This is a genomic window from Metabacillus niabensis (assembly GCF_902829255.1).
Classification (GTDB): Bacteria; Bacillota; Bacilli; order Bacillales; family Bacillaceae; genus Metabacillus; species Metabacillus niabensis.
The window spans coordinates 1-20,808 of sequence record NZ_CADEPK010000392.1 but is presented as its reverse complement, the minus strand read 5'-3'; the positions used below and the strand labels follow the sequence as shown (position 1 = coordinate 20,808).

The following is a 20,808-nucleotide window of genomic DNA, read 5'->3' as shown; positions in this document are numbered from 1 at the left end:
GAGTTTTTCTATCGGATTAATTTTTTATGAGTAGTTTTCTATTTTCATTTAATCTTTCATCCATAATTTATGAATTTTCTTAATAATATCTAGTAAACATATTGTAACGAATATGAAAGGTGTGATTATCTTGTGGATGCATTTCATGAATATTTTTCTATTATTGATCACCTATTACCTTTTTTGTATGAGCATGTCACATCTTTTAATGTATCAATCAAATCAAATGGTTATGAAAGAGATACGAAAAATAAAACATGCCTACATATTCTATCTACTTGGAACGATTGTCGCCAAAGGTCTTAAAATCCTTAAAGTACCTGAAAAATGGTTTTCTATAGGATACAAATTGTGTTTTTTCATTCTCTCAATTGGATTATTCATGATGATGATCACAAGAATTTCGTAAACATGTTTTCTCACTTTAAGTATGGATAGTAAGATAATATCTCTATCCATACCTTCTAGCAAATTCAATATTCTCATGTTTAAATAGAAAGTAAACTGTTTATTATGCTTTTTTCAATCTCTCTCCAAATTGATTCATCCTCAATATAGGATTTTTTCAGTCTAGCAATCATTTCGTTTTGCATTTCCTTAAACTCTGGTGAATCTACATTTGGAAGCTTGCTTTTTTCTTGATCAACAAGTTGCTGAATTTTTGCTGCACGCGGTCCCCATACTGCCTGCTCCTGCCCATGCTGGTCAATAAAGATAAATATTGGTATCGAGCGGGAAGTTCCATTTGTTAAATACTGGTCCATTAATTCGAGATTTTGATCTCTAAACAAAAAGCGGACATCCATTTTAAGGACTTCGGCAATTTTTAATAAAATCGGGTTATTAACAAGGGCATCTCCACACCAATCCTCTGTTAAAACGATAACATTAAGTTTTTTTTCCTGAATATTTTTCAGACGTTCAAGCTCATCTTCCTTTACCTGAAATCGGTTATAAATTGAAAGCATCTCATCTTTATTTACAGTCATCTGATTTTTATACTGTTCAAATGTTATGCCTTTTTCATACCAATCATTTAAATTCATAAATTAATCCTCCTATTAAATTTAGCATTCATTAAGTAGAAAGCTTACTGCTAATTATTGGATGAGCGTGTCAAAAAGACATGCCTATATAAAAAAGCTTTCGTTAAGATTTAATTATAAGAACAAATTGAAGAAAAGCAATTTTTAGCACTTCTTTATCATTTTTTTCGCCTTCTTACCATGAAAAAAGCGGTTGGCTACATAGATTAGACATTGCTTCTAATCTATGTAGCCAACCACAGTATAACTAACTATTTAACCATGCTTCTGAAGAAGGATTTTCTCGCCACATTTTTAACTTGTTTATATCCTCATCATCAACATATCCTTCTTTTGCTGCTACTTCAATTAAAGTGTCATAATTGCAAAGAGATTTTGCTTCCACATTTGCTTCAGATAGCTTTTCTTCACCAAGTGTTAAGCCGTAAGTAAAGATGGATACGATGCCTAGAACTTGGCATCCAGCGTCACGTAGCGCACGAACAGCTGTGATAGCACTTCCTCCTGTAGAAATTAAATCTTCTACAACGACAACCTTTTGTCCTTCTTTCACTTGTCCTTCAATTTGATTTCCTTTGCCATGGCCCTTTGCTTTACTGCGTACATAACACATTGGTAAATTTAATTTATCACTCACCCATGCAGCATGTGGGATTCCAGCAGTAGCAGTTCCAGCAATCACCTCTACATCGGAATAATGTTCCTTTATTAGCTGTGTTAAGCCTTCTGCAATTTGCGAACGAATGTCAGGGAAGGACAATGTTAAACGATTATCACAATAAATTGGTGATTTCAAACCACTTGACCATGTAAAAGGTTCGTTCGGTTGAAGATAGACTGCCTTAATTTTTAGTAATTGTTTTGCGATTAATTGACTCATTTCTTGGTGCCCTCCCACGCTTTTTTCACTTGAAGATATGCTTCATATGGATTTTGCTTCTTCGTAATACTTCTTCCGACAACAATGGCCGTTGACCCAAGAGTACGTGCGAGCTCTGGAGTTGCGATTCTTGTCTGGTCATCTGCTGCATCGTCCTTCATCCGAATTCCTGGTGTAACTGTTACAAAAGAAGAGCCAATTCTTTCACTGATGGCTTCTACTTCGTGAGTAGAGCAGACAACACCTTCTAAACCGCTCTCTTTAGCCATCAGGGCATAATGAAGCACAACATTATTTAATGTTTTATCAATTAAGAGCTCTTGTTCAAGCATTGCTTGTGATGTGCTTGTAAGCTGTGTAACAGCAATACATGCTGGCCGTGATTGACCAGCTGGTGTTCCTGCTTCTAAGCCTTCAATAGCAGCTTCCATCATTTTCTTGCCACCTGCTGCATGTACATTTACGATATCAACATTGAGCTTAGCAAGCCCTGTCATTGCTTGTTTTACTGTATTTGGAATATCATGAAGCTTTAAATCAAGGAAGATTTTGTGACCACGTTCTTTAATGTGTGAAATAATTGCCGGCCCTTCCTGATAAAAGAGCTCCATTCCTACTTTGACAAAGAGCTTCTCATCATGAAACTTATTTAAAAAGTCATCTATTTCGGTTTTCCCCTTGAAGTCAAGAGCAATTATAATCGGTCGATCCATATCACTTCCAGCTCCTTCCAACACATTCATTTACATGTTCAAAGCCTAACTCTCTTAATCTATCAGGCAATTGTTGAATAATTTCCGGACATATAAATGGATTAACAAAGTTTGCCGTACCTACTGCTACTGCACTTGCACCTGCATATAGAAATTCAATGACATCATCTACAGATTGAACTCCGCCCATTCCAATAATAGGTATCGAAACATTTTGGCTCACTTCGTATATCATACGAATTGCCACAGGCTTTATCGCTGGACCTGAAAGACCGCCTGTTTTATTTGCGATAACTGGTTTTCCTGTTTTTAAATCGAGCCTCATCCCAATAAGTGTATTTATCATTGTTAATCCATCTGCACCAGCATTTTCAATTGCTTTAGCCATTTCTACAATGTTTGCAACATTTGGTGATAATTTAACATATACAGGAACAGCAGAAACTTCTTTGACAGCCTTTGTTAATTGTGCAGCGATTTCAGGAACCGTGCCAAATGCGATCCCACCTGTTTTTACATTAGGACAAGAAATATTTAATTCAAGCGCATGTACATTTTTTGACTGACTTATTTTTTCAGCAACATATACATAGTCTTCAACTTGTGAGCCGGCAACATTTGCAATAATCGGAACATCAAATTGTTCTAACCAAACAAGCTCTTCTGCAACAACTTTATCTACACCTGGATTTTGTAAACCAATTGCATTTAGCATACCTGCCTCAGTCTCTGCGACACGGGGTGTAGGATTTCCGAATCGAGGCTCTTGTGTACTTGCCTTTATCATGATTGAACCTAACTGACTTAAATCATAAAGATTACTATATTCTCTTCCAAATCCAAAACAACCGGATGCAGGCATAATCGGGTTTTTAAGCGACAAACCTGGTAATTGTACATCTAACATGATTATAAAACCACCTCTCCGGCCTTAAATACTGGACCATCGCTACAAACTTTTTTATAACTTGTTCCATGAATGTCGTCTCCTGTATGACAAACACATGCAAAACATGCACCAATTCCACATCCCATTCTTTCTTCAAGCGATAAGAATAATGGTTTGTTACCGAATTGCTTTTCCAGTGCCTTTAACATTGGCGTTGGACCACATGAATACATGACATCATACTCTAGGTTATAATCGGCAATTGCGCTAGTGACAAAACCTTTATAGCCGTATGAACCATCATCTGTTGTAATGATCGTTGTACCAAGCTTCGAAAATTCCTCTTCTAAAAAGACAGCAGATTTAGTTTGAAAACCTAATACATGATGAACCTTTACACCTTTTGCAGCTAACTGTGTCGATAGCTCATATAATGGAGGAACACCAATTCCACCACCTACTAATAATGCAGTTTGTCCAGCCTTAGCTTCACCGATAGGAAAACCATGGCCAAGCGGACCTAGTACATCAACTACATCCTCTGCTTGCTTTTTAGAAAGGAGCTGTGTTCCAGCTCCTTCAGCACGGTATATCATCGTAAATTCATTGCGTTCTTTGTTAATTTTTGAAATACTGATAGGTCTTCTTAATAAAGGGGTCGTTCCTTCAGACACTTTTAAATGGACAAATTGTCCAGGTTCGCCCATTTCTGAGACTAAATCTCCCTTTAGTGTTAACTGAAAAATATGTTTTGCAATTTCCTCTTGCTTTGTTACGACCATCAGCTCTTTTTTTATCACGTTAAGCTCACCTCTAGCTGTGCGTTTTTCTTTTGCATCGTCTCAGTAGAAAATGTCATAGATTCTAGCACTCGTAAAATTGCTACAGCCGTATCGAGTGAGGTTAAGCATGGGATTCCGTTTTCTACTGACTCACGGCGAATTTTAAAGCCATCACGAGCCGGTTGTTTCCCTTTTGTCAACGTATTGATTACGAATTGAGCTTCACCCTTGCGAATGACATCTAGTAAATTTGGCTCTTCCGCTCCGATTTTATTGACAACTTTTGCAGGTATATTGAATGATTGAATATATTCTGCTGTTCCACTCGTTGCAAGGATTTGATAGCCAATCTCATGAAATCTTTTCGCAATTTCTAATCCTTCTTCTTTGTCCTTGTCAGCAACAGTTAAGAGAACTGACCCATGATTTTTAATTTGGATTCCTGAAGCAACTAATGCTTTATACAATGCCTTTTCTAATGTAATGTCTTTCCCCATTACCTCACCAGTTGACTTCATTTCTGGTCCGAGCGTAATATCAACATTTCTAAGCTTAGCAAATGAGAAGACTGGAGCTTTTACATATACTCCTTGACTTTCAGGGTAGAGACCCGTTTCATAGCCTAATGGAGCTAATTTTGCCCCTAAAATCACCTTTGTTGCTAAATTGGCCATCGGCACACCTGTAATTTTACTTAAAAATGGTACCGTACGACTTGAACGTGGATTTACTTCAAGGACATATACTTCCCCTTTTGAAAGAACAAATTGTATGTTTAATAACCCAATAATATTTAGCCCTTTAGCAAGTTTAATCGTGTAATCAATAATTTTTTCTTTCACGTCGTTTGATAACGATTGTGGAGGATATACTGCGATAGAGTCGCCTGAGTGAACCCCTGCGCGTTCAATATGCTCCATAATTCCCGGTATTAAAACAGTATCTCCATCAGAAATTGCATCAACTTCAATTTCTTTACCTGTTAAATACTTATCAATTAAGACTGGATGTTGTGGATTGATTTTCACGGCATTTTCCATATAATGCAATAATTCAGACTCTTGGTAAACAATTTCCATTGCACGTCCACCTAAAACATATGAAGGACGAACAAGTACTGGATAGCCAATCTTACCTGCTATTTTCACAGCTTGCTCTACAGATGTTGCCGTTTTTCCAAGCGGCTGTGGCACTCCTAAGGAAACGAGTGTTTGCTCAAATTTATCTCGGTCTTCCGCACGGTCTAAATCCTCAAGTGATGTACCTAAAATTTTTACCCCTCTTGCTTCTAGTTCACTTGCAAGATTAATAGCCGTTTGTCCACCAAATTGGACGACTACCCCTTTTGGCTTTTCTAAATCGATAATATGCATAACATCTTCAATCGTAAGTGGTTCAAAGTAAAGCTTGTCAGATATGCTAAAATCTGTTGAAACTGTTTCAGGGTTATTATTTACGATAATCGCCTCATATCCAGCTTCTTTAATTGCCCAAACGGAATGTACTGTCGCATAATCAAATTCTACCCCTTGACCAATACGGATTGGACCTGAACCTAGAACAACGACACTCTCTCTATCTGAAACAATTGATTCATTTTCATCTTCATATGTGCCGTAGAAATACGGTGTTGCAGATTCGAATTCTGCTGCACACGTATCAACCATTTTATATACTGGGATAATTTCCGCCTGCTTACGGAGTTTATATACTTCCAACTCACTTGTACCCCAAAGCTTTGCGATTTCTGCATCAGAAAAGCCCATTTCCTTCGCCTTTTGAAGGGTAGTAAGTTCAAAGGGATTCCCCTTAATTTTATCTTCAAACTTAATAATTTTTTCAATCTTCATTAAGAAGAATAAATCGATTTTACTCCAATCATGAATTTGTTCCTTTGTAACTCCTCTTCTAAATGCTTCTGCAATATAGAACAGACGTTCATCACCAGCTTTACGAATCCGCTTTTCAATCAATTCATTTGTAATGGAATCTGCATCGTTTAATCGTAAATATGAAACATCTGATTCTAAAGACCGCACTGCTTTTAATAGCGATTCCTCTAACGTCCGTCCAATCGCCATTACCTCACCTGTTGCCTTCATTTGTGTACCTAAACGACGGTTAGCTGATTCGAACTTATCGAAAGGCCAGCGCGGAATTTTCGATACAATGTAATCAAGAGCAGGTTCAAAGCATGCATATGTCTTACCCGTAACTGGGTTTTCCATTTCATCAAGTGTTAAGCCAACTGCAATTTTCGCAGCAAGCTTAGCTATAGGGTAGCCTGTTGCTTTTGACGCAAGTGCTGATGAACGGCTAACGCGCGGATTTACTTCAATGATGTAATATTTAAAGCTATTAGGGTCAAGCGCTAGCTGTACATTACATCCCCCTTCAATTTTTAAGGCGCGAATGATTTTTAATGAAACATTCCGAAGCATTTGATATTCCCGGTCACTTAACGTTTGACTTGGTGCAAATACAATTGAATCACCAGTATGTACTCCTACTGGGTCAAAGTTTTCCATATTACAAACAACGATTGCATGGTCATTTGAATCTCTCATAACTTCATATTCAATTTCCTTGAAGCCTGCAATACTTTTTTCCAATAGGCATTGTGTAACTGGGCTGTTTTTCAAACCACTTGTTACGATTTCAATTAATTCCTCTTCATTTTCACAAATACCGCCACCAGTACCACCTAATGTATATGCTGGACGGACAATAACTGGATAGCCAATTTGCTCAACAAACGCAAATGCCTCATCTAAATTATGAATAATTTCACTTTCAGGAACTGGCTCATTTAACTCATTCATTAATGTTCTAAAAAGATCACGGTCCTCTGCTTGTTTAATCGCAGAAAGCTTAGTTCCTAAAATTTCGACACCGCATTCTTCTAAAACGCCAGATTCCGCTAATTCAACTGCAAGATTTAGTCCTGTTTGCCCACCTAGAGTTGGAACTAATGCATCTGGACGCTCTTTACGAATGATATTGCTTAAAAATTCTAATGTAAGAGGCTCAATATACACCTTATCTGCTATTTCTGTATCTGTCATAATTGTTGCCGGATTTGAGTTCACTAGCACAACTTCATATCCTTCTTCTTTTAAAGCGATACAAGCTTGTGTACCTGCGTAATCAAATTCTGCTGCTTGACCGATAACAATTGGACCTGAACCGATAACAAGAATTTTATTGATGTCTGTACGTTTTGGCATTATAGAACCCCCTCTTTCTTATTCGCTTCAATCATTTCTAAAAATTGGTCAAATAATCCGTTAGCATCCTCTGGACCTGGTGATGCTTCAGGGTGATATTGTACGGTAAATGCTTTTGCATGCTGATGTTTTAAGCCTTCCACCGTTCCATCATTTAAAGCAATATGTGTAATTTCCAAATCTGTATTTTCAATTGATGCTTCAGTTACTGTATATCCGTGATTTTGAGAAGTAATATCAACTTTTCCAGTACTTAGCTCTTTTACTGGATGGTTTGAACCACGATGTCCAAACTTCATTTTTTCCGTGTCAGCTCCACATGCTAGGGCAAATAATTGATGTCCTAAGCAAATCCCAAACAACGGAATTTTCCCTAATATTCCTTTTATCATTTCAATCGCCTCAGGTACATCCTTTGGATCCCCTGGTCCGTTTGAAAGCATGATTCCATCAGGTTTTAATTGCAATACTTCTTCAGCTGTTATCGAATGTGGTACGACAACGATGTCACAATTGCGATTATTTAACTCTCTTAAAATACCGTGCTTCATTCCATAATCAACTAGGACGACACGAGGTCCTCTGCCAGGGCTTGGATAAGCTGTTTTTGTAGAGACAGTTTGTACTTGATTAGTAGGTAGTTCTGTTCCCTTAAGTTTGCTAATTACTTCATCTGGATTTGCATCAGCCGAACAAATCGCACCTTTTAACGTACCGTACATTCTAATAATTCTTGTTAATTTTCGAGTGTCGATCCCGCTTATTCCAGGAATATTTTTCATTTTAAAATATTCATCTATTGTGTATTCATTTCTCCAGTTTGATGGATAATCACAAAATTCCTTGACGACAAACCCATTAATGAAAGGGGATATCGTTTCAAAGTCATCACGGTTTATTCCGTAATTACCAATTAAAGGGTATGTTAATGTTACAATTTGTCCACAGTAAGAAGGATCTGATAGGATTTCTTGGTAACCAGTCATCCCTGTATTAAATACAACTTCACCAAAATTTTCTTTATCACTTCCAAAAGCTTCTCCTAAAAATACTGTTCCATCCTCTAAAATTAACTGTCTTTTCATACAGTGATGCCTCCTTTTTCCCAAACGATGTTTCCATCAACAATAGTTAATGTTGGCCAGCCCTTACATGCCCAGTCCTTAAATGGTGTGTTTTTCCCTTTTGAGAGGAAGTTGTCTGGGTCGATTTTTGCTTCAGTATCTAAGTCAATGACTGTTAAATCAGCAACATCGCCAACTTGTAAAGTTCCAACAGTTAATCCAAATGCTTCTGCAGGTTTAACTGTTAAAAAGTTAATTAGCTGCTTTAACGTAAATTTTTTTGTTAAAACAAAGTGTGTAAAAAGCAATGGAAATGCTGTCTCTAGGCCGACAATCCCAAATGGGGCCAACTGCATTCCCTCAGCCTTTTCCTCTAAAGCATGTGGTGCATGGTCTGTTGCGATAAAGTCAATCGTCCCATCTAAAAGACCTTCGATTAATGCTTCTTGGTCTTCCTTCCCTCGTAACGGAGGATTCATTTTAAAATTCGGGTCTAACCCTGGTATATCATCTTCACATAGTAAAAGATGATGTGGTGTTACTTCTGCTGTTACACGAATTCCTGCACGCTTTGCATCCCTTACTACACGTACAGACTCCTTAGTACTAATGTGACAAACATGGTAGTGACAGTCTGCAGCTTCTGCAAGTAAAATATCTCTTGCAATATGTACAGACTCACATACTGATGGAATTCCATTTATTCCATGCTTTGCTGAGAACTTACCTTCATGGACTGAACCTTTATTAATTAATGTATTCTCCTCACAGTGGGCAACGATTGAAGCACCAATTGAAGCAGCCTTTTTCATTGCTTCTAACATTTTTCCAGCAGATTGAACACCAACACCATCATCTGTAAAGGCAAATGCTCCTGCTTCCTTAAGCGCCGCAAAATCTGTTAGTTCTTCACCAAGCTGTCTAGTCGTAATTGAGGCATATGGAAGTACCTTTACGACAGCAGTTTCTTTAATACGATTTTGTAGCCATTCCATCTGTTCTTTTGTATCAGGTACTGGGCGGGTATTTGGCATTGGAGCAATCGTCGTAAATCCACCTTTTGCAGCACTTTTCGTTCCAGTTTCAATTGTTTCCTTATGCTCTCCACCTGGCTCTCGTAAATGTACATGTAAATCGATAAATCCTGTTGAAATTAGTTGACCGTCAACAGGAACAACTCGATAACCGTCTACTGGTAAATTTTCGCCTATTTCTGTAATTTTTCCGTTTTCAACCTTAATGTCTACTTTATTGAACTCACCTTGATTATCTACCACAAAGCCGTTTTTAAGAATAAATGACATGTCCATCTACCTCCTGATTATTTTGAACTTGTTGTAAAGCCCTTTTCAAAATCGCCATTCTTACATAAACTCCATTTTCCATCTGCTTAAAGATTCTCGAACGTTCACACTCTATTAAATCACCATCTATCTCAACGTCTCGATTCACTGGAGCTGGGTGCATAATAATTGCATTTGGCTTCATTTGATTTTCTCTTTTCTTCGTTAAACCGAATTCTTCTAAATAATTAGCTGGATTCGTTTTTTCATTATGTCGTTCATGTTGAATACGTAGGAGCATAACAACATCTGATTGCTTAATCGCCTCATCAACCTCGACGTATTCCCCGTATAGATTAAATGGGTCTTGCCATTCCGAAGGACCGGAAAAAAGTACTCGAGCACCTAATCTTGTTAAAACTTCAGCATTCGAACGAGCAACACGGCTATGGCGAATATCTCCATGTATGGATACCGTTAAATCTTTAAATCTTCCAAACTCCTGTTTTATCGTTAATAAATCTAATAAAGATTGAGAGGGATGATGTCCACATCCATCACCTGCATTGATAATTGGTATTGAAACCTTTCCGATCAACTCCTCAAAAAAATGATCCTCCTGATGTCGAATGACTACAGCATTTGCCCCGATAGATTCTAACGTTTTGACAGTGTCGTATAGCGTTTCACCTTTTTGAACACTTGAATGCTCCGCAGCAAAATTTAAGACTTCTAGACCTAATCTTTTTTCAGCCACTTCAAAACTAAATCGTGTTCTAGTACTCGGCTCAAAAAACAGGTTTGAAACAAATACTAAATCAGATGGTCTCCAGCCCTTTCCTGTTTTATATCTTTCTGCATCCTCAAGAATTGAAAATATCTCTTCATTTGATAGCTGATTCATTGTCAGTAGGTTTGTCATACCCATTCTCTCCTTTATTTGAAAGCAATTTTACTTTCAAATGGCATTTATTGTATAAAAAAACACCCTGTTTTGAATAAACAGGGTGTAAAAAGGTAGAGCAAATCTAGGTATCCCTATACCTTTTCCTTGCCTTACACCCTTCAAAGCCTCTCTGGACTTTTCTTAAAAGATTTAAGCAACTCTCATTATGCATGTTCATTATTAATTGTTTCATCATCCTTTTGTGGAAGGACTAAGTTTAATACAATCCCGATAATTGCGGCTAGCGCCATTCCGTGTAAATCAAAGCCACCATACTTAATCGTTGCTTCACCTATTCCAATAACTAGAATAACTGAAGAGATAATCAAGTTTCGTTTACTGCCTAAATCAAGCTTGTTTTCAATCATTATTCTTAATCCAGAAGATGCGATAATACCGAATAATAGGATTGATACTCCACCCATAACAGGTGTTGGAATCGTGCTTATGAAGGCAGATATTTTCCCGATGAAGCCAAAGACGATTGCTAATACCGCGGCACCAACTAAGATAAATACGCTATAAACTCTTGTAATCGCAAGGACACCGATATTTTCACCATACGTAGTATTTGGCGGTCCGCCGATTAGAGCTGCAATCATTGTTGCGACTCCATCTCCCATGATTGAGCGGTGAAGCCCTGGTTCTTTAATAAAATCTCTTTTTACTACATTTCCTAATACTAATTGGTGGCCGATATGCTCAGAAATCGTTACAACACATACAGGTACCATTAGTAAGATAATATCCATATTTATCGATGGTGTATAATCAACGAATGGCAAGATAAAATTAGGCGCTTGTAGCCATTTCGCTTCAATTACTGTTGAAAAATCAATGATACCAATTGCTAGTGAATATAAGTATCCCCCTGCGATACCGATAAGAACAGGGATGAGATTGAAAAATCCTTTAAAAAAGATTGATGCAATAATTGTAATAAGCAACGTAATAATTGCTACCGAGAAATATTGAAGACTATATTCCTCACCGTTTAAGGTCGCCATATCTACTGCTGTTCCCGCTAAACCTAATCCAATGACGATAATGACTGGACCGACAACAACTGGTGGTAAGATTTTCATGATCCATTTATGACCAGTACCTTTAATAATTAAAGCGACAATGCCGTAAACTAAACCACTTAGGAAGCTCCCTACAAGCGCTGCACCAACTCCACTTGATGCCTTTGCTACGATTATCGGAGTGATAAACGCAAAAGATGACCCTAAATATGCTGGTACTTGACCTTTTGTTATGAGCATGAATGCTAACGTTCCTAATCCACTAGATATGAGTGCTACTGCTGGGTCTAAATCAACAAGATATGGGACTAGAATTGTTGAGCCAAACATTGCAAACAAATGCTGGAAGCTCAATGTAAGCCATGTTAATAAATTTGGTTTATCTTTTATATCTAATACGATTTGTTGTTCTTTCACGTTTAGGACCTCCACTTTTGAGAAATATTCATGTTAGTTAGTATGTGTGAAATGGATAAACAAAAAACCTCTTTGCGAAGCATGCAAAGAGGTACAAAAAGGTAAGCCAATCGTGTTTCGACCGATTGATCCTTTTGTTCCCCTTTGTCGCCTCACTGGACGATTATTAAAAGGGTTAATTATTATCATGTATTGTAACTTGGTCTTTATTATCTTGTTCTTGAAGCTCGACAACAATTTTCTCAGAGCTTGAAGTAGGTATATTTTTCCCTACATAATCTGCACGAATTGGTAGTTCCCGATGACCGCGGTCAACTAACACTGCTAGCTGAATATTTGCTGGTCTACCAATATCAACTAATGCGTCCATTGCAGCTCGAACCGTTCGACCTGTATATAAAACATCATCAACTAAGATTACTTTTTGATTTGTAACATCAACTGGAATATCTGAACCTTTAACAAGCGGCTCTTGATTCTTCGTTTTTTTCGTTAAATCATCACGATATAGTGTTATGTCAAGTTCCCCGATCGCGATTTTATTTCCTTCAATTTGCTCAATTCGCTCTGCAAGTCTTTTTGCTAAGTGAATTCCGCGAGTTTTTATCCCTACTAAAACACTATCTTCAATGCCTTTATTTCTTTCAATAATTTCATGTGCAATTCTTGTTAATGCTCTTCTAATTGCTTGCTCATCTAAAACAACTGCTTTTTGAGACATTTCTTCATCTCCTCTCGTTACTTAATTTATCCTTGTAGCTGGATGAAAAAGTAAGCTATAAAAAGAAAACCCCTCTCACCGAACAGTGAGAGGAGTTACGAACTTTTGTTTAGAGCATAGTACTTTTTTAAGTACTATAGCCTAATTTCCGCTTTCCTTCTCAGCCTCTCGGGACTGTGTTAAAGGTTCTTATTAAGTTAAACCTATTATCACAAAATTGTAGAATCGTGTCAACAATTTTTTTAAGATAATAATTCCGACTTGTTTGTTCTAGCATTTTTAAAGTTGGCTTTTTAATCGAATTTCCTTTAATACTTCTTCAAAATCATTCGGTAAAGGAGCTTCAAACTCTAAGTATTCCTTTGTTCTTGGATGAATAAAGCCTAAAATACCTGCATGGAGTGCTTGTCCATTTATTTGTAACGTTTTTTTCGGACCGTATTTTGGATCTCCAACTAAAGGAAAGCCAATGTATTTCATATGTACACGAATTTGATGAGTTCTCCCAGTTTCCAATTGACATTCAACAAATGTATAGTCATGAAAACGTTCTAAAACTCGAAAATGTGTAACTGCTTCTTTACTGCTTACATTTGTAACAGTCATGCTTTGACGATCTGTTTTGTCACGGCCAATCGGGGCATTGATCGTCCCGTTATCATGTGGGATACTCCCATGGACAATTGCCTTATATCTTCGCGTTACCGTTTTATTTACTAGTTGGTCTACTAATGATTCGTGTGCCAGATCATTTTTGGCAACCATGAGGAGGCCTGATGTATCTTTATCAATTCGATGAACAATTCCTGGGCGTAATACTCCATTAATTCCAGATAAATCTTTACAATGTGCCATTAACCCATTTACCAATGTACCGGACATATGGCCAGGTGCTGGATGAACAACCATTCCTTTTGGTTTATTGACAACAAGAACATCTTCATCCTCATAATAAATATCTAAATCCATTTCCTCTGCGACTACATCTAACGGCTCTGGTTCAGGAATATGAATGACAATATGATCATCGATTTGACATTTATAATTCGTTTTCACTTCAGTTTCATTTACTTTTACAATTCCTTCTTTAATCCACTGCTGAACCTGAGTTCTTGACCATTCTTCATTATAAGTAGACAGAAACTTATCAATCCGTTCATTTTTATGTTCTTCAGTTACACGTAAATCTACGATGTCCATTAAGCTTTCTCCTTCTCTTTTTTCCCTTCAATAAACAGCATATAAATAAATAATAGAACTACTCCGACACATAGAGCAGAATCTGCCACATTAAATATTGGGAAATCATATGTAAAAATATATGTATTAATAAAATCAACAACTTCTTTTCTAAACAAGCGGTCAATAAAGTTACCAATTGCCCCACCAAGCATTAGACCTAGCGCAATTCCCATTAGCTTACTACCATTAGTATGTTTTTGGATGTAGTAAATAATACCGATAATAACAACCGTTGTAATCAAGTAGAAAAACCACATTTGCCCTTGTAATATTCCCCAAGCAGCACCTCTATTTCGATGTGAGGTTATATAAAGGAAATTTTCTATAATCGGTATATTCTCACCTAGCTCCATATTCTTTACAACTAACCATTTCGTTAATTGGTCAATCCCAATAATAATAGCTGCAATTATGTAATAAAAATACAATGTTTCCCCAACTTTCCTTTATTCTATTGAAAAAGCAACAAGTATTACCCAACTTGAATTGTACCATATGCAACAACTCATTGAAAATAGAATCACAATGGGGACAGTCCCCAAAACTAAAAAAAGTTTTGGAAACCTTTATTTTAAAGGTATTTGGAAAAACGAAAGGGTAATAAAATTGAAAAATGCCTTCAAAAGAACTTCATTTGGGGACTGTCCCCCAAATGAAGTTAAAAATATGATTCATCATAAGTATAGTCATATTGTGGTAATGATTTTCGCTCGTATAGTTCTTGGAAGTAAAAATCATATTTTGTTCTTGCAGTAGGAAGTATTCTTAACTTTTCAAAAGGAATTTCTTCACCAGTTTCTTCACAATATCCGTATATCCCTTTATCCATTTTAAGTAAGGCTCGTTCTACATCTTGAAGTTCTTCTTTTATATGATGGATTAGAGTATTGTTTTTCGCTTGATCATCATTTGTCATTTCAAACATACTGTGATCAAATAATCTTGCACGTAATTCTTCTCTCATCACTTGCAATTCATACCGGATTCCATAATATTTATTCAAGATGGACAACTCCTTAATCCTTCTCATGATGTAACATTAGTGTATCCTTCAAAAACCAACCTCACCCTGTTAAGAATTTTCCTGTGAAAGAAATCCATGCTATCTAATTCGTTTGTATAGTGAATGACTATTTTTTACCCCTCATTTTCATATGTGAAACATGAAGAATGCAAAATGGGCTTTATTAAAACGGACTTAATCATGATCAGGCTTCAAGCAAAAAAAAGGGACAGTCCCCAAAAATTCTCATCCTGTTAAAAGGATTATATTTCTGAGAACTATCCCTATCAATTATGTCTTAATAATGTTCTTTTACAATTGTCGCACAGCGTTGACATAATGTTGGATGCTCTGCGTCTTGACCAACTTCAGGTGTCACAATCCAACAACGCTCACATGTTTCACCTTCAGCTTGGTTAATAACAATTTTAACAGTATCAAAACTTTGTGCATTGTTTGGAGCTGTATTGTAATCTCCAGCAATTTCAAATCCTGAAACAATGAAAAGCTGTTTTAAATCTTCTTTAACAGATAAAAGCAATTCTTTCGCTTCCGCATTAGGGTATAGCGAGATACTTGCTGTTAATGATTTTCCAATGACTTTTTCATTTCGCGCAACTTCTAATGCCTTCAAAACATCATCGCGTAACGACATAAACATATCCCATTTCTTCTCTAATTCATCTGCGTTAGGATATTGTTTCTCTTCAGGCATATCAACAAGTTGAACACTTTCTTCCGCAACAAATTCAATATGCTCCCAAACTTCATCAGCCGTATGTGGAAGAATAGGTGTCACAAGTTTAACTAGAGACAGCAATGTTTCATAAAGTACCGTTTGGATTGCTCTACGCTCTTCATTCTCTTTTGACTCGATATATAAGACGTCTTTTGCAAAATCAAGATAGAATGAACTTAATTCAATCGTACAGAAATTGTGAACTGCATGATAAATTGCTGCAAATTCATATTGTTCATACGCTTCTTTAACACGACTAACGAGCTTGTTCAATTTCACAAGCATATATCTGTCAACTTCTCTAAGGTTTTCAAGCTTAACAGAATCTGTATTTGGATTAAAATCAGATAAATTACCAAGTAAAAATCGGAAAGTATTTCTAATTTTTCGATAAACTTCGGCAACTTGTTTTAAGATTGCATCAGATACTCTAACATCAGCTTGATAATCTACCGATGCTACCCATAATCGTAAAATGTCTCCACCTAATTGTTTCATAACTTTTTCAGGCACAACGGTGTTTCCTAATGATTTACTCATTTTACGCCCTTCGCCATCTAAAGCAAACCCATGACTTAGTACACCTTTGTATGGTGCTTTACCTGTTACAGCAACAGCAGTCGAAAGTGAGGAGTTAAACCATCCACGATATTGGTCTGAGCCTTCTAGATATAAGTCAGCTGGTCGTTGTAGTTCTTCTCTTTCTAATAGAACTGCTTGATGTGAAGAACCTGAATCAAACCAAACATCCATAATATCATTTTCTTTCGTAAAGATACCATTTGGACTTCCAGGGTGTGTGAATCCTTCTGGGAGTAAGTCCTTTGCTTCACGCTCAAACCAAACATTTGAACCATGCTCTCTAAATAGGTTTGATACATGTTCAATCGTTTCGTCTGTAATAATTGGCTCACCGTTTTCTGCATAGAAAACTGGAATTGGTACACCCCATGCACGTTGTCTTGAAATACACCAGTCGCCACGGTCACGCACCATATTATAAAGTCTAGTTTCTCCCCATGCTGGAACCCATTTTGTTTCGTTAATTGCAGCTAATAAGTCCTCACGGAAATCTTTAATGGATGCGAACCATTGTGCTGTTGCCCGGAAAATCGTTGGTTTTTTCGTTCTCCAGTCATGTGGATATGAGTGAGTAATAAATTGAAGTTTTAATAAAGCTCCAACTTCCTGTAATTTTTCAGTAATGGCTTTATTGGCATCATCATAGAATAAACCAGCGAACCCTTCAGCATCCTCTGTCATGTATCCTTTTTCATCAACTGGACATAAAACATCTAATCCATATTGTTGACCAATGATAAAGTCATCTTCCCCATGACCTGGAGCAGTATGAACACATCCTGTTCCACCATCACTTGTAACATGTTCACCTAGCATAACTAATGAATCACGATCATAAATAGGATGCTTCGCAACGATGCGATCAAGTTGACTGCCCTTTACTGTACGATCAACTGTGAAATCTTCCCAACCAATCGTTTGTGCAACAGATTCAACTAATGCTGAAGCAACAACATATTTTTCATTATTTACAGCTACAACGCTATATTCAAGTTCTGGATGAACTGAAATACCTAAGTTAGCTGGTATTGTCCATGGAGTTGTTGTCCAAATAATAATCTTCTCATCTGTAGAAAGGACTCCTTTTCCATCTTTAACAGGGAAAGCAACATAAATAGATGGTGAGCGTTTGTCCGCATATTCAATTTCTGCTTCAGCAAGCGCAGATTCACTTGACGGAGACCAATAAACAGGTTTTAAGCCTTTATAAATATAACCTTTTTTTGCCATTTCTCCGAAAACTTTAATTTGCTGCGCCTCATAAGCAGGTGTTAATGTAACATATGGATTATCCCAATCACCACGAACACCTAAACGTTTAAATTGTTCACGTTGCCCATTAATTTGCTGCCAAGCGTATTCTTCACATAGTTTACGAAACTCCGCAACAGACATCTCTTTTCGTTTAACCTTCTTATTCTTTGTTAATGCTGTTTCAATTGGTAAACCGTGAGTATCCCAACCTGGAACATATGGTGCTGAGTAACCGCTCATTGATTTATAGCGGATAATAAAGTCCTTTAAGATTTTATTTAAAGCATGCCCCATATGAATATCACCATTCGCATATGGTGGTCCATCATGCAAAATAAATAATGGACGGTCTTTCGTACGTTCCTGTACTTTTTTGTAAATGTTCATCTTTTCCCATTTTTCCTGCATAACAGGTTCTCTGTTTGGAAGATTTCCACGCATCGGAAAATCTGTTTTTGGCATAAGAAGGGTATCTTTATACTCCATTAACTTTTCCTCCATTTCTTTAATAAACACAAAAAAACCTTCACATCCCACAAGGGACGAGAAGGTTTATCTCGCGGTACCACCCTATTAGATTAATTTTAATCATTAATCCACTCAAGCATTCGTAACGAGAATGATACGCCATTGCTTACTTATGTATGTTCAGCAAGGAACTCTAGGGTGATCTTCATCCTTTAACCTTATATCGAGCTTGCACCATCCTCGATTCGCTTAAATAAGGGAGCTTAAAGGATTACTATCCCTTTCACCGTTTTCTTTCGATATTCAGGTAATAAAATCTTTTCACACGTCTACGTTAAAGTATTATATGCGAAAAAATAAAATAAAGTCAAGGCTTAGCTTTTTGTTTCTTCTTCTTCACCAAAAATAGGCTCAACCTCGTATTCTAACAAGTGATCCCAATCATCATTTTTTAATAGGTCAAGCTGCGCCTCAATTAACATTTGGAAACGAGTTCTAAAGACTTTTGATTGTTTCTTAAGCTCTTCAATTTCCATTGCAATTTTGCGCGACTTTGCCAATGCCTCATTTATAATACGGTCTGCGTTCTTTTCCGCTTCTTTAATAATTAGCTTTGATTCCTTTTGAGCATTACGCTTTACATCTTCTCCGGCCTCTTGAGCGATGATTATTGATTTATTCAATGTCTCTTCAATATTCGTAAAGTGACCTAGCTTTTCTGTAAGTTCCGTAACCTTTATCTCTAGATCTTTCTTCTCGCGGATGACCATTTCATAATCTTTAATTACTTGATCTAAAAACTCATTTACTTCATCTTCATCATATCCACGAAATCCTTTACTAAATTCCTTGTTATGGATATCTAATGGTGTTAAAGGCATGGATGCCACCTCCAATATGTAGTGAAATAGTTAATCCTTGTCACATTATAAATCATAATTCGACAAGATTGTTATATTTCCTGCTATTTTTAATAAATTATTTTATATTTCCTACTTGGAAATTAAAAAACAAAATCAAGTATACTTTAGCATGACCATTCAATTATACAATTATTTATATTTTGAAATGATGATTTTATAGCGATCCTTTTTCGTTTTCCCTTCAACTGAAGTAATTTTACTTCTGCCAAAGCCGCGAATAGAAAGGGTATCTCCTTCTCGACATTCAAAGGATGTCTCTTCAACTGGCTTCCAATTCACTTTTACGAGACCATTTTCAATAAGCGGTTGAATTTTTTGTCGAGAAATATTGTATATCGCAGAGCCAATTACATCAAGACGCATAGAAGCAACTGTTGTAACAAGCTCTTGTTTTTCTTCGTTACTAACGATAAACTCTGTAAGACTCCGTTCCTTCAAATTTATCTTCGCTTTTCCGATTTCATGAAAATTCACTTTTAAATAATCAGAAATTTCAGCGGCACAAATAAATTGAACGACATCATCATGAAAGCGAATATCTCCAAATTTGGCTCTCTTTAAACCTAAACCCATCATTGAACCAAGAACATGTCGATGCTGTAATTGAATAAATTTACTAGCATACTGGATTTCAAATAGAGTAAGCTTAAAATCCTCTTGTTCAACCTGATAATAATCTGGGTATAAAAAAGCTCTTTTTCTCTCGGTATCCTCTGCCCCACCAAAAAAAGCAACCTTTACGTCCAAATGTTCGCCAATCACCGATGATACAATTTCTTGTTCTCTAGGGTCTAAAAAATCCGTTAGTTTCGGGGAATAATGGTGTTCTACAGTTTCCTTCCATTCAAGAACTTGATCTATAAAATGTCGTTCATCTTTACGGAAGTGCTGATATATATTCTCCATGTATTTAAGACAACTCCATTTTTAGTTACATGTATTTATATTGATGCAGAAAAAAAAGGACCTAAATAGTCCTTAAGCTATCATCGAAAATAATGAAACAAGACCGGCTTGCGCCAATTTTAAAGCAAAAAGTGCTACGATTGGCGAAATATCAATCATACCGCCGATCGGAGGAATGATTTTTCTAAAAGGCTCTAAATATGGTTCACAAAGCTTCGCTAATATTTCACCAAAGCCAGACTCTCTTGCACCTGGAAACCACGAAAGCAAAATGTACACGACAATCACATAGGAATAAATTGTAATTGCTTGATTAATGATAATAAAGATTAAATCCATCGTTAGCCTACCACCTTTGATGATCTTCGTCTGAGACAAACTCAGAAATCGAGCCAGATACATCTACATTATCTGGAGTGCAAAGAAAAATGTTCGTGCCAATACGCTGTATATCTCCGCCAATTGCATATACTGTCCCACTTAAGAAATCTACAATTCGTTTCGCCTGATCTTTTTGAATACTTTGAAGGTTAACAACAACTGCTCGACGATTTTTTAGTTGATCAGCAATTTCTTGTGCTTCCGCATATACCCTCGGTTCACTTAAGATAACTTTAGATGATTTTTGAATACTTTGCAAACTTACAACATTTTGTTTAGACGTTTGCGGCTGTGTTTTTTGCGGCATAGGCTGTTGT

At 36.7% G+C, this 20,808-nt stretch carries 19 protein-coding genes and 1 other annotated feature; all 19 genes read right to left on the bottom strand.

What is annotated here, in order from left to right; translation table 11 throughout:
* Positions 1–488: 488 nt before the first annotated feature.
* Entirely contained in the window at positions 489–1,046 is a 558-nt protein-coding gene (locus tag HU235_RS22415; RefSeq protein ID WP_174881645.1) for a thioredoxin family protein, read from the bottom strand.
* Positions 1,047–1,293: 247 nt separating this feature from the next.
* Positions 1,294–1,926 (bottom strand): orotate phosphoribosyltransferase, encoded by a 633-nt coding sequence (gene pyrE, locus HU235_RS22410; RefSeq protein ID WP_095298808.1) that lies wholly within the window; start codon positions 1,924–1,926, stop codon positions 1,294–1,296.
* On the bottom strand, positions 1,923–2,639 hold the full coding sequence (pyrF, locus tag HU235_RS22405) for an orotidine-5'-phosphate decarboxylase (protein WP_095298810.1): 717 nt from the start codon (positions 2,637–2,639) through the stop codon (positions 1,923–1,925). Before pyrF ends, pyrE begins: the two co-directional genes overlap by 4 nt.
* Before the next feature lies 1 nt (position 2,640).
* Entirely contained in the window at positions 2,641–3,546 is a 906-nt protein-coding gene (locus tag HU235_RS22400) for a dihydroorotate dehydrogenase (protein ID WP_170944261.1), read from the bottom strand.
* A 2-nt stretch (positions 3,547–3,548) separates the two neighbouring features.
* Positions 3,549–4,328: a dihydroorotate dehydrogenase electron transfer subunit gene (locus HU235_RS22395; protein WP_174881644.1), complete on the bottom strand. Its 780-nt coding sequence runs from the start codon at positions 4,326–4,328 to the stop codon at positions 3,549–3,551.
* On the bottom strand, positions 4,325–7,537 hold the full coding sequence (carB, locus tag HU235_RS22390) for a carbamoyl-phosphate synthase large subunit (RefSeq protein ID WP_174881643.1): 3,213 nt from the start codon (positions 7,535–7,537) through the stop codon (positions 4,325–4,327). Before carB ends, HU235_RS22395 begins: the two co-directional genes overlap by 4 nt.
* Entirely contained in the window at positions 7,537–8,622 is a 1,086-nt protein-coding gene (locus HU235_RS22385; protein WP_095298816.1) for a carbamoyl phosphate synthase small subunit, read from the bottom strand. The genes carB and HU235_RS22385 overlap by 1 nt, the downstream gene beginning before the upstream one ends.
* Positions 8,619–9,905 carry a dihydroorotase gene (locus HU235_RS22380; RefSeq protein WP_174881642.1) on the bottom strand — a complete coding sequence of 429 codons (1,287 nt, stop codon included), beginning with the start codon at positions 9,903–9,905 and terminating at the stop codon, positions 8,619–8,621. The genes HU235_RS22385 and HU235_RS22380 overlap by 4 nt, the downstream gene beginning before the upstream one ends.
* Positions 9,889–10,806 (bottom strand): aspartate carbamoyltransferase catalytic subunit, encoded by a 918-nt coding sequence (locus HU235_RS22375; protein WP_095298821.1) that lies wholly within the window; start codon positions 10,804–10,806, stop codon positions 9,889–9,891. Before HU235_RS22375 ends, HU235_RS22380 begins: the two co-directional genes overlap by 17 nt.
* A 188-nt stretch (positions 10,807–10,994) precedes the next feature.
* On the bottom strand, positions 10,995–12,272 hold the full coding sequence (locus HU235_RS22370) for a solute carrier family 23 protein (protein WP_174881641.1): 1,278 nt from the start codon (positions 12,270–12,272) through the stop codon (positions 10,995–10,997).
* A gap of 175 nt (positions 12,273–12,447) precedes the next feature.
* Positions 12,448–12,993: a bifunctional pyr operon transcriptional regulator/uracil phosphoribosyltransferase PyrR gene (pyrR, locus tag HU235_RS22365; RefSeq protein ID WP_095298825.1), complete on the bottom strand. Its 546-nt coding sequence runs from the start codon at positions 12,991–12,993 to the stop codon at positions 12,448–12,450.
* Between the two features lie 279 nt (positions 12,994–13,272).
* Positions 13,273–14,193 carry an RluA family pseudouridine synthase gene (locus HU235_RS22360; RefSeq protein WP_174881640.1) on the bottom strand — a complete coding sequence of 307 codons (921 nt, stop codon included), beginning with the start codon at positions 14,191–14,193 and terminating at the stop codon, positions 13,273–13,275.
* Positions 14,193–14,663 (bottom strand): signal peptidase II, encoded by a 471-nt coding sequence (lspA, locus tag HU235_RS22355; protein WP_095298829.1) that lies wholly within the window; start codon positions 14,661–14,663, stop codon positions 14,193–14,195. Before lspA ends, HU235_RS22360 begins: the two co-directional genes overlap by 1 nt.
* A gap of 230 nt (positions 14,664–14,893) precedes the next feature.
* Positions 14,894–15,199, bottom strand: coding sequence for a TraR/DksA family transcriptional regulator (locus HU235_RS22350; RefSeq protein WP_095299150.1), 306 nt, complete (start codon positions 15,197–15,199; stop codon positions 14,894–14,896).
* 337 nt (positions 15,200–15,536) lie between these two features.
* Entirely contained in the window at positions 15,537–18,299 is a 2,763-nt protein-coding gene (gene ileS / locus HU235_RS22345) for an isoleucine--tRNA ligase (protein WP_174881639.1), read from the bottom strand.
* Positions 18,300–18,348: 49 nt separating this feature from the next.
* Positions 18,349–18,577: a binding site (T-box leader), on the bottom strand.
* 78 nt (positions 18,578–18,655) lie between these two features.
* Complete coding sequence (locus HU235_RS22340; protein ID WP_095298833.1) at positions 18,656–19,162, bottom strand: DivIVA domain-containing protein; 507 nt, start codon at positions 19,160–19,162, stop codon at positions 18,656–18,658.
* 171 nt (positions 19,163–19,333) lie between these two features.
* A complete protein-coding gene (locus HU235_RS22335) occupies positions 19,334–20,110 on the bottom strand; it encodes a YlmH family RNA-binding protein (RefSeq protein WP_095298835.1) in 777 nt (258 codons plus the stop codon).
* 72 nt (positions 20,111–20,182) lie between these two features.
* On the bottom strand, positions 20,183–20,449 hold the full coding sequence (locus tag HU235_RS22330; RefSeq protein ID WP_095298837.1) for a YggT family protein: 267 nt from the start codon (positions 20,447–20,449) through the stop codon (positions 20,183–20,185).
* Positions 20,450–20,456: 7 nt separating this feature from the next.
* Positions 20,457–20,808 (bottom strand): cell division protein SepF (locus tag HU235_RS22325; RefSeq protein ID WP_174881638.1); only part of this gene is annotated, 352 nt, incomplete at its 5' end.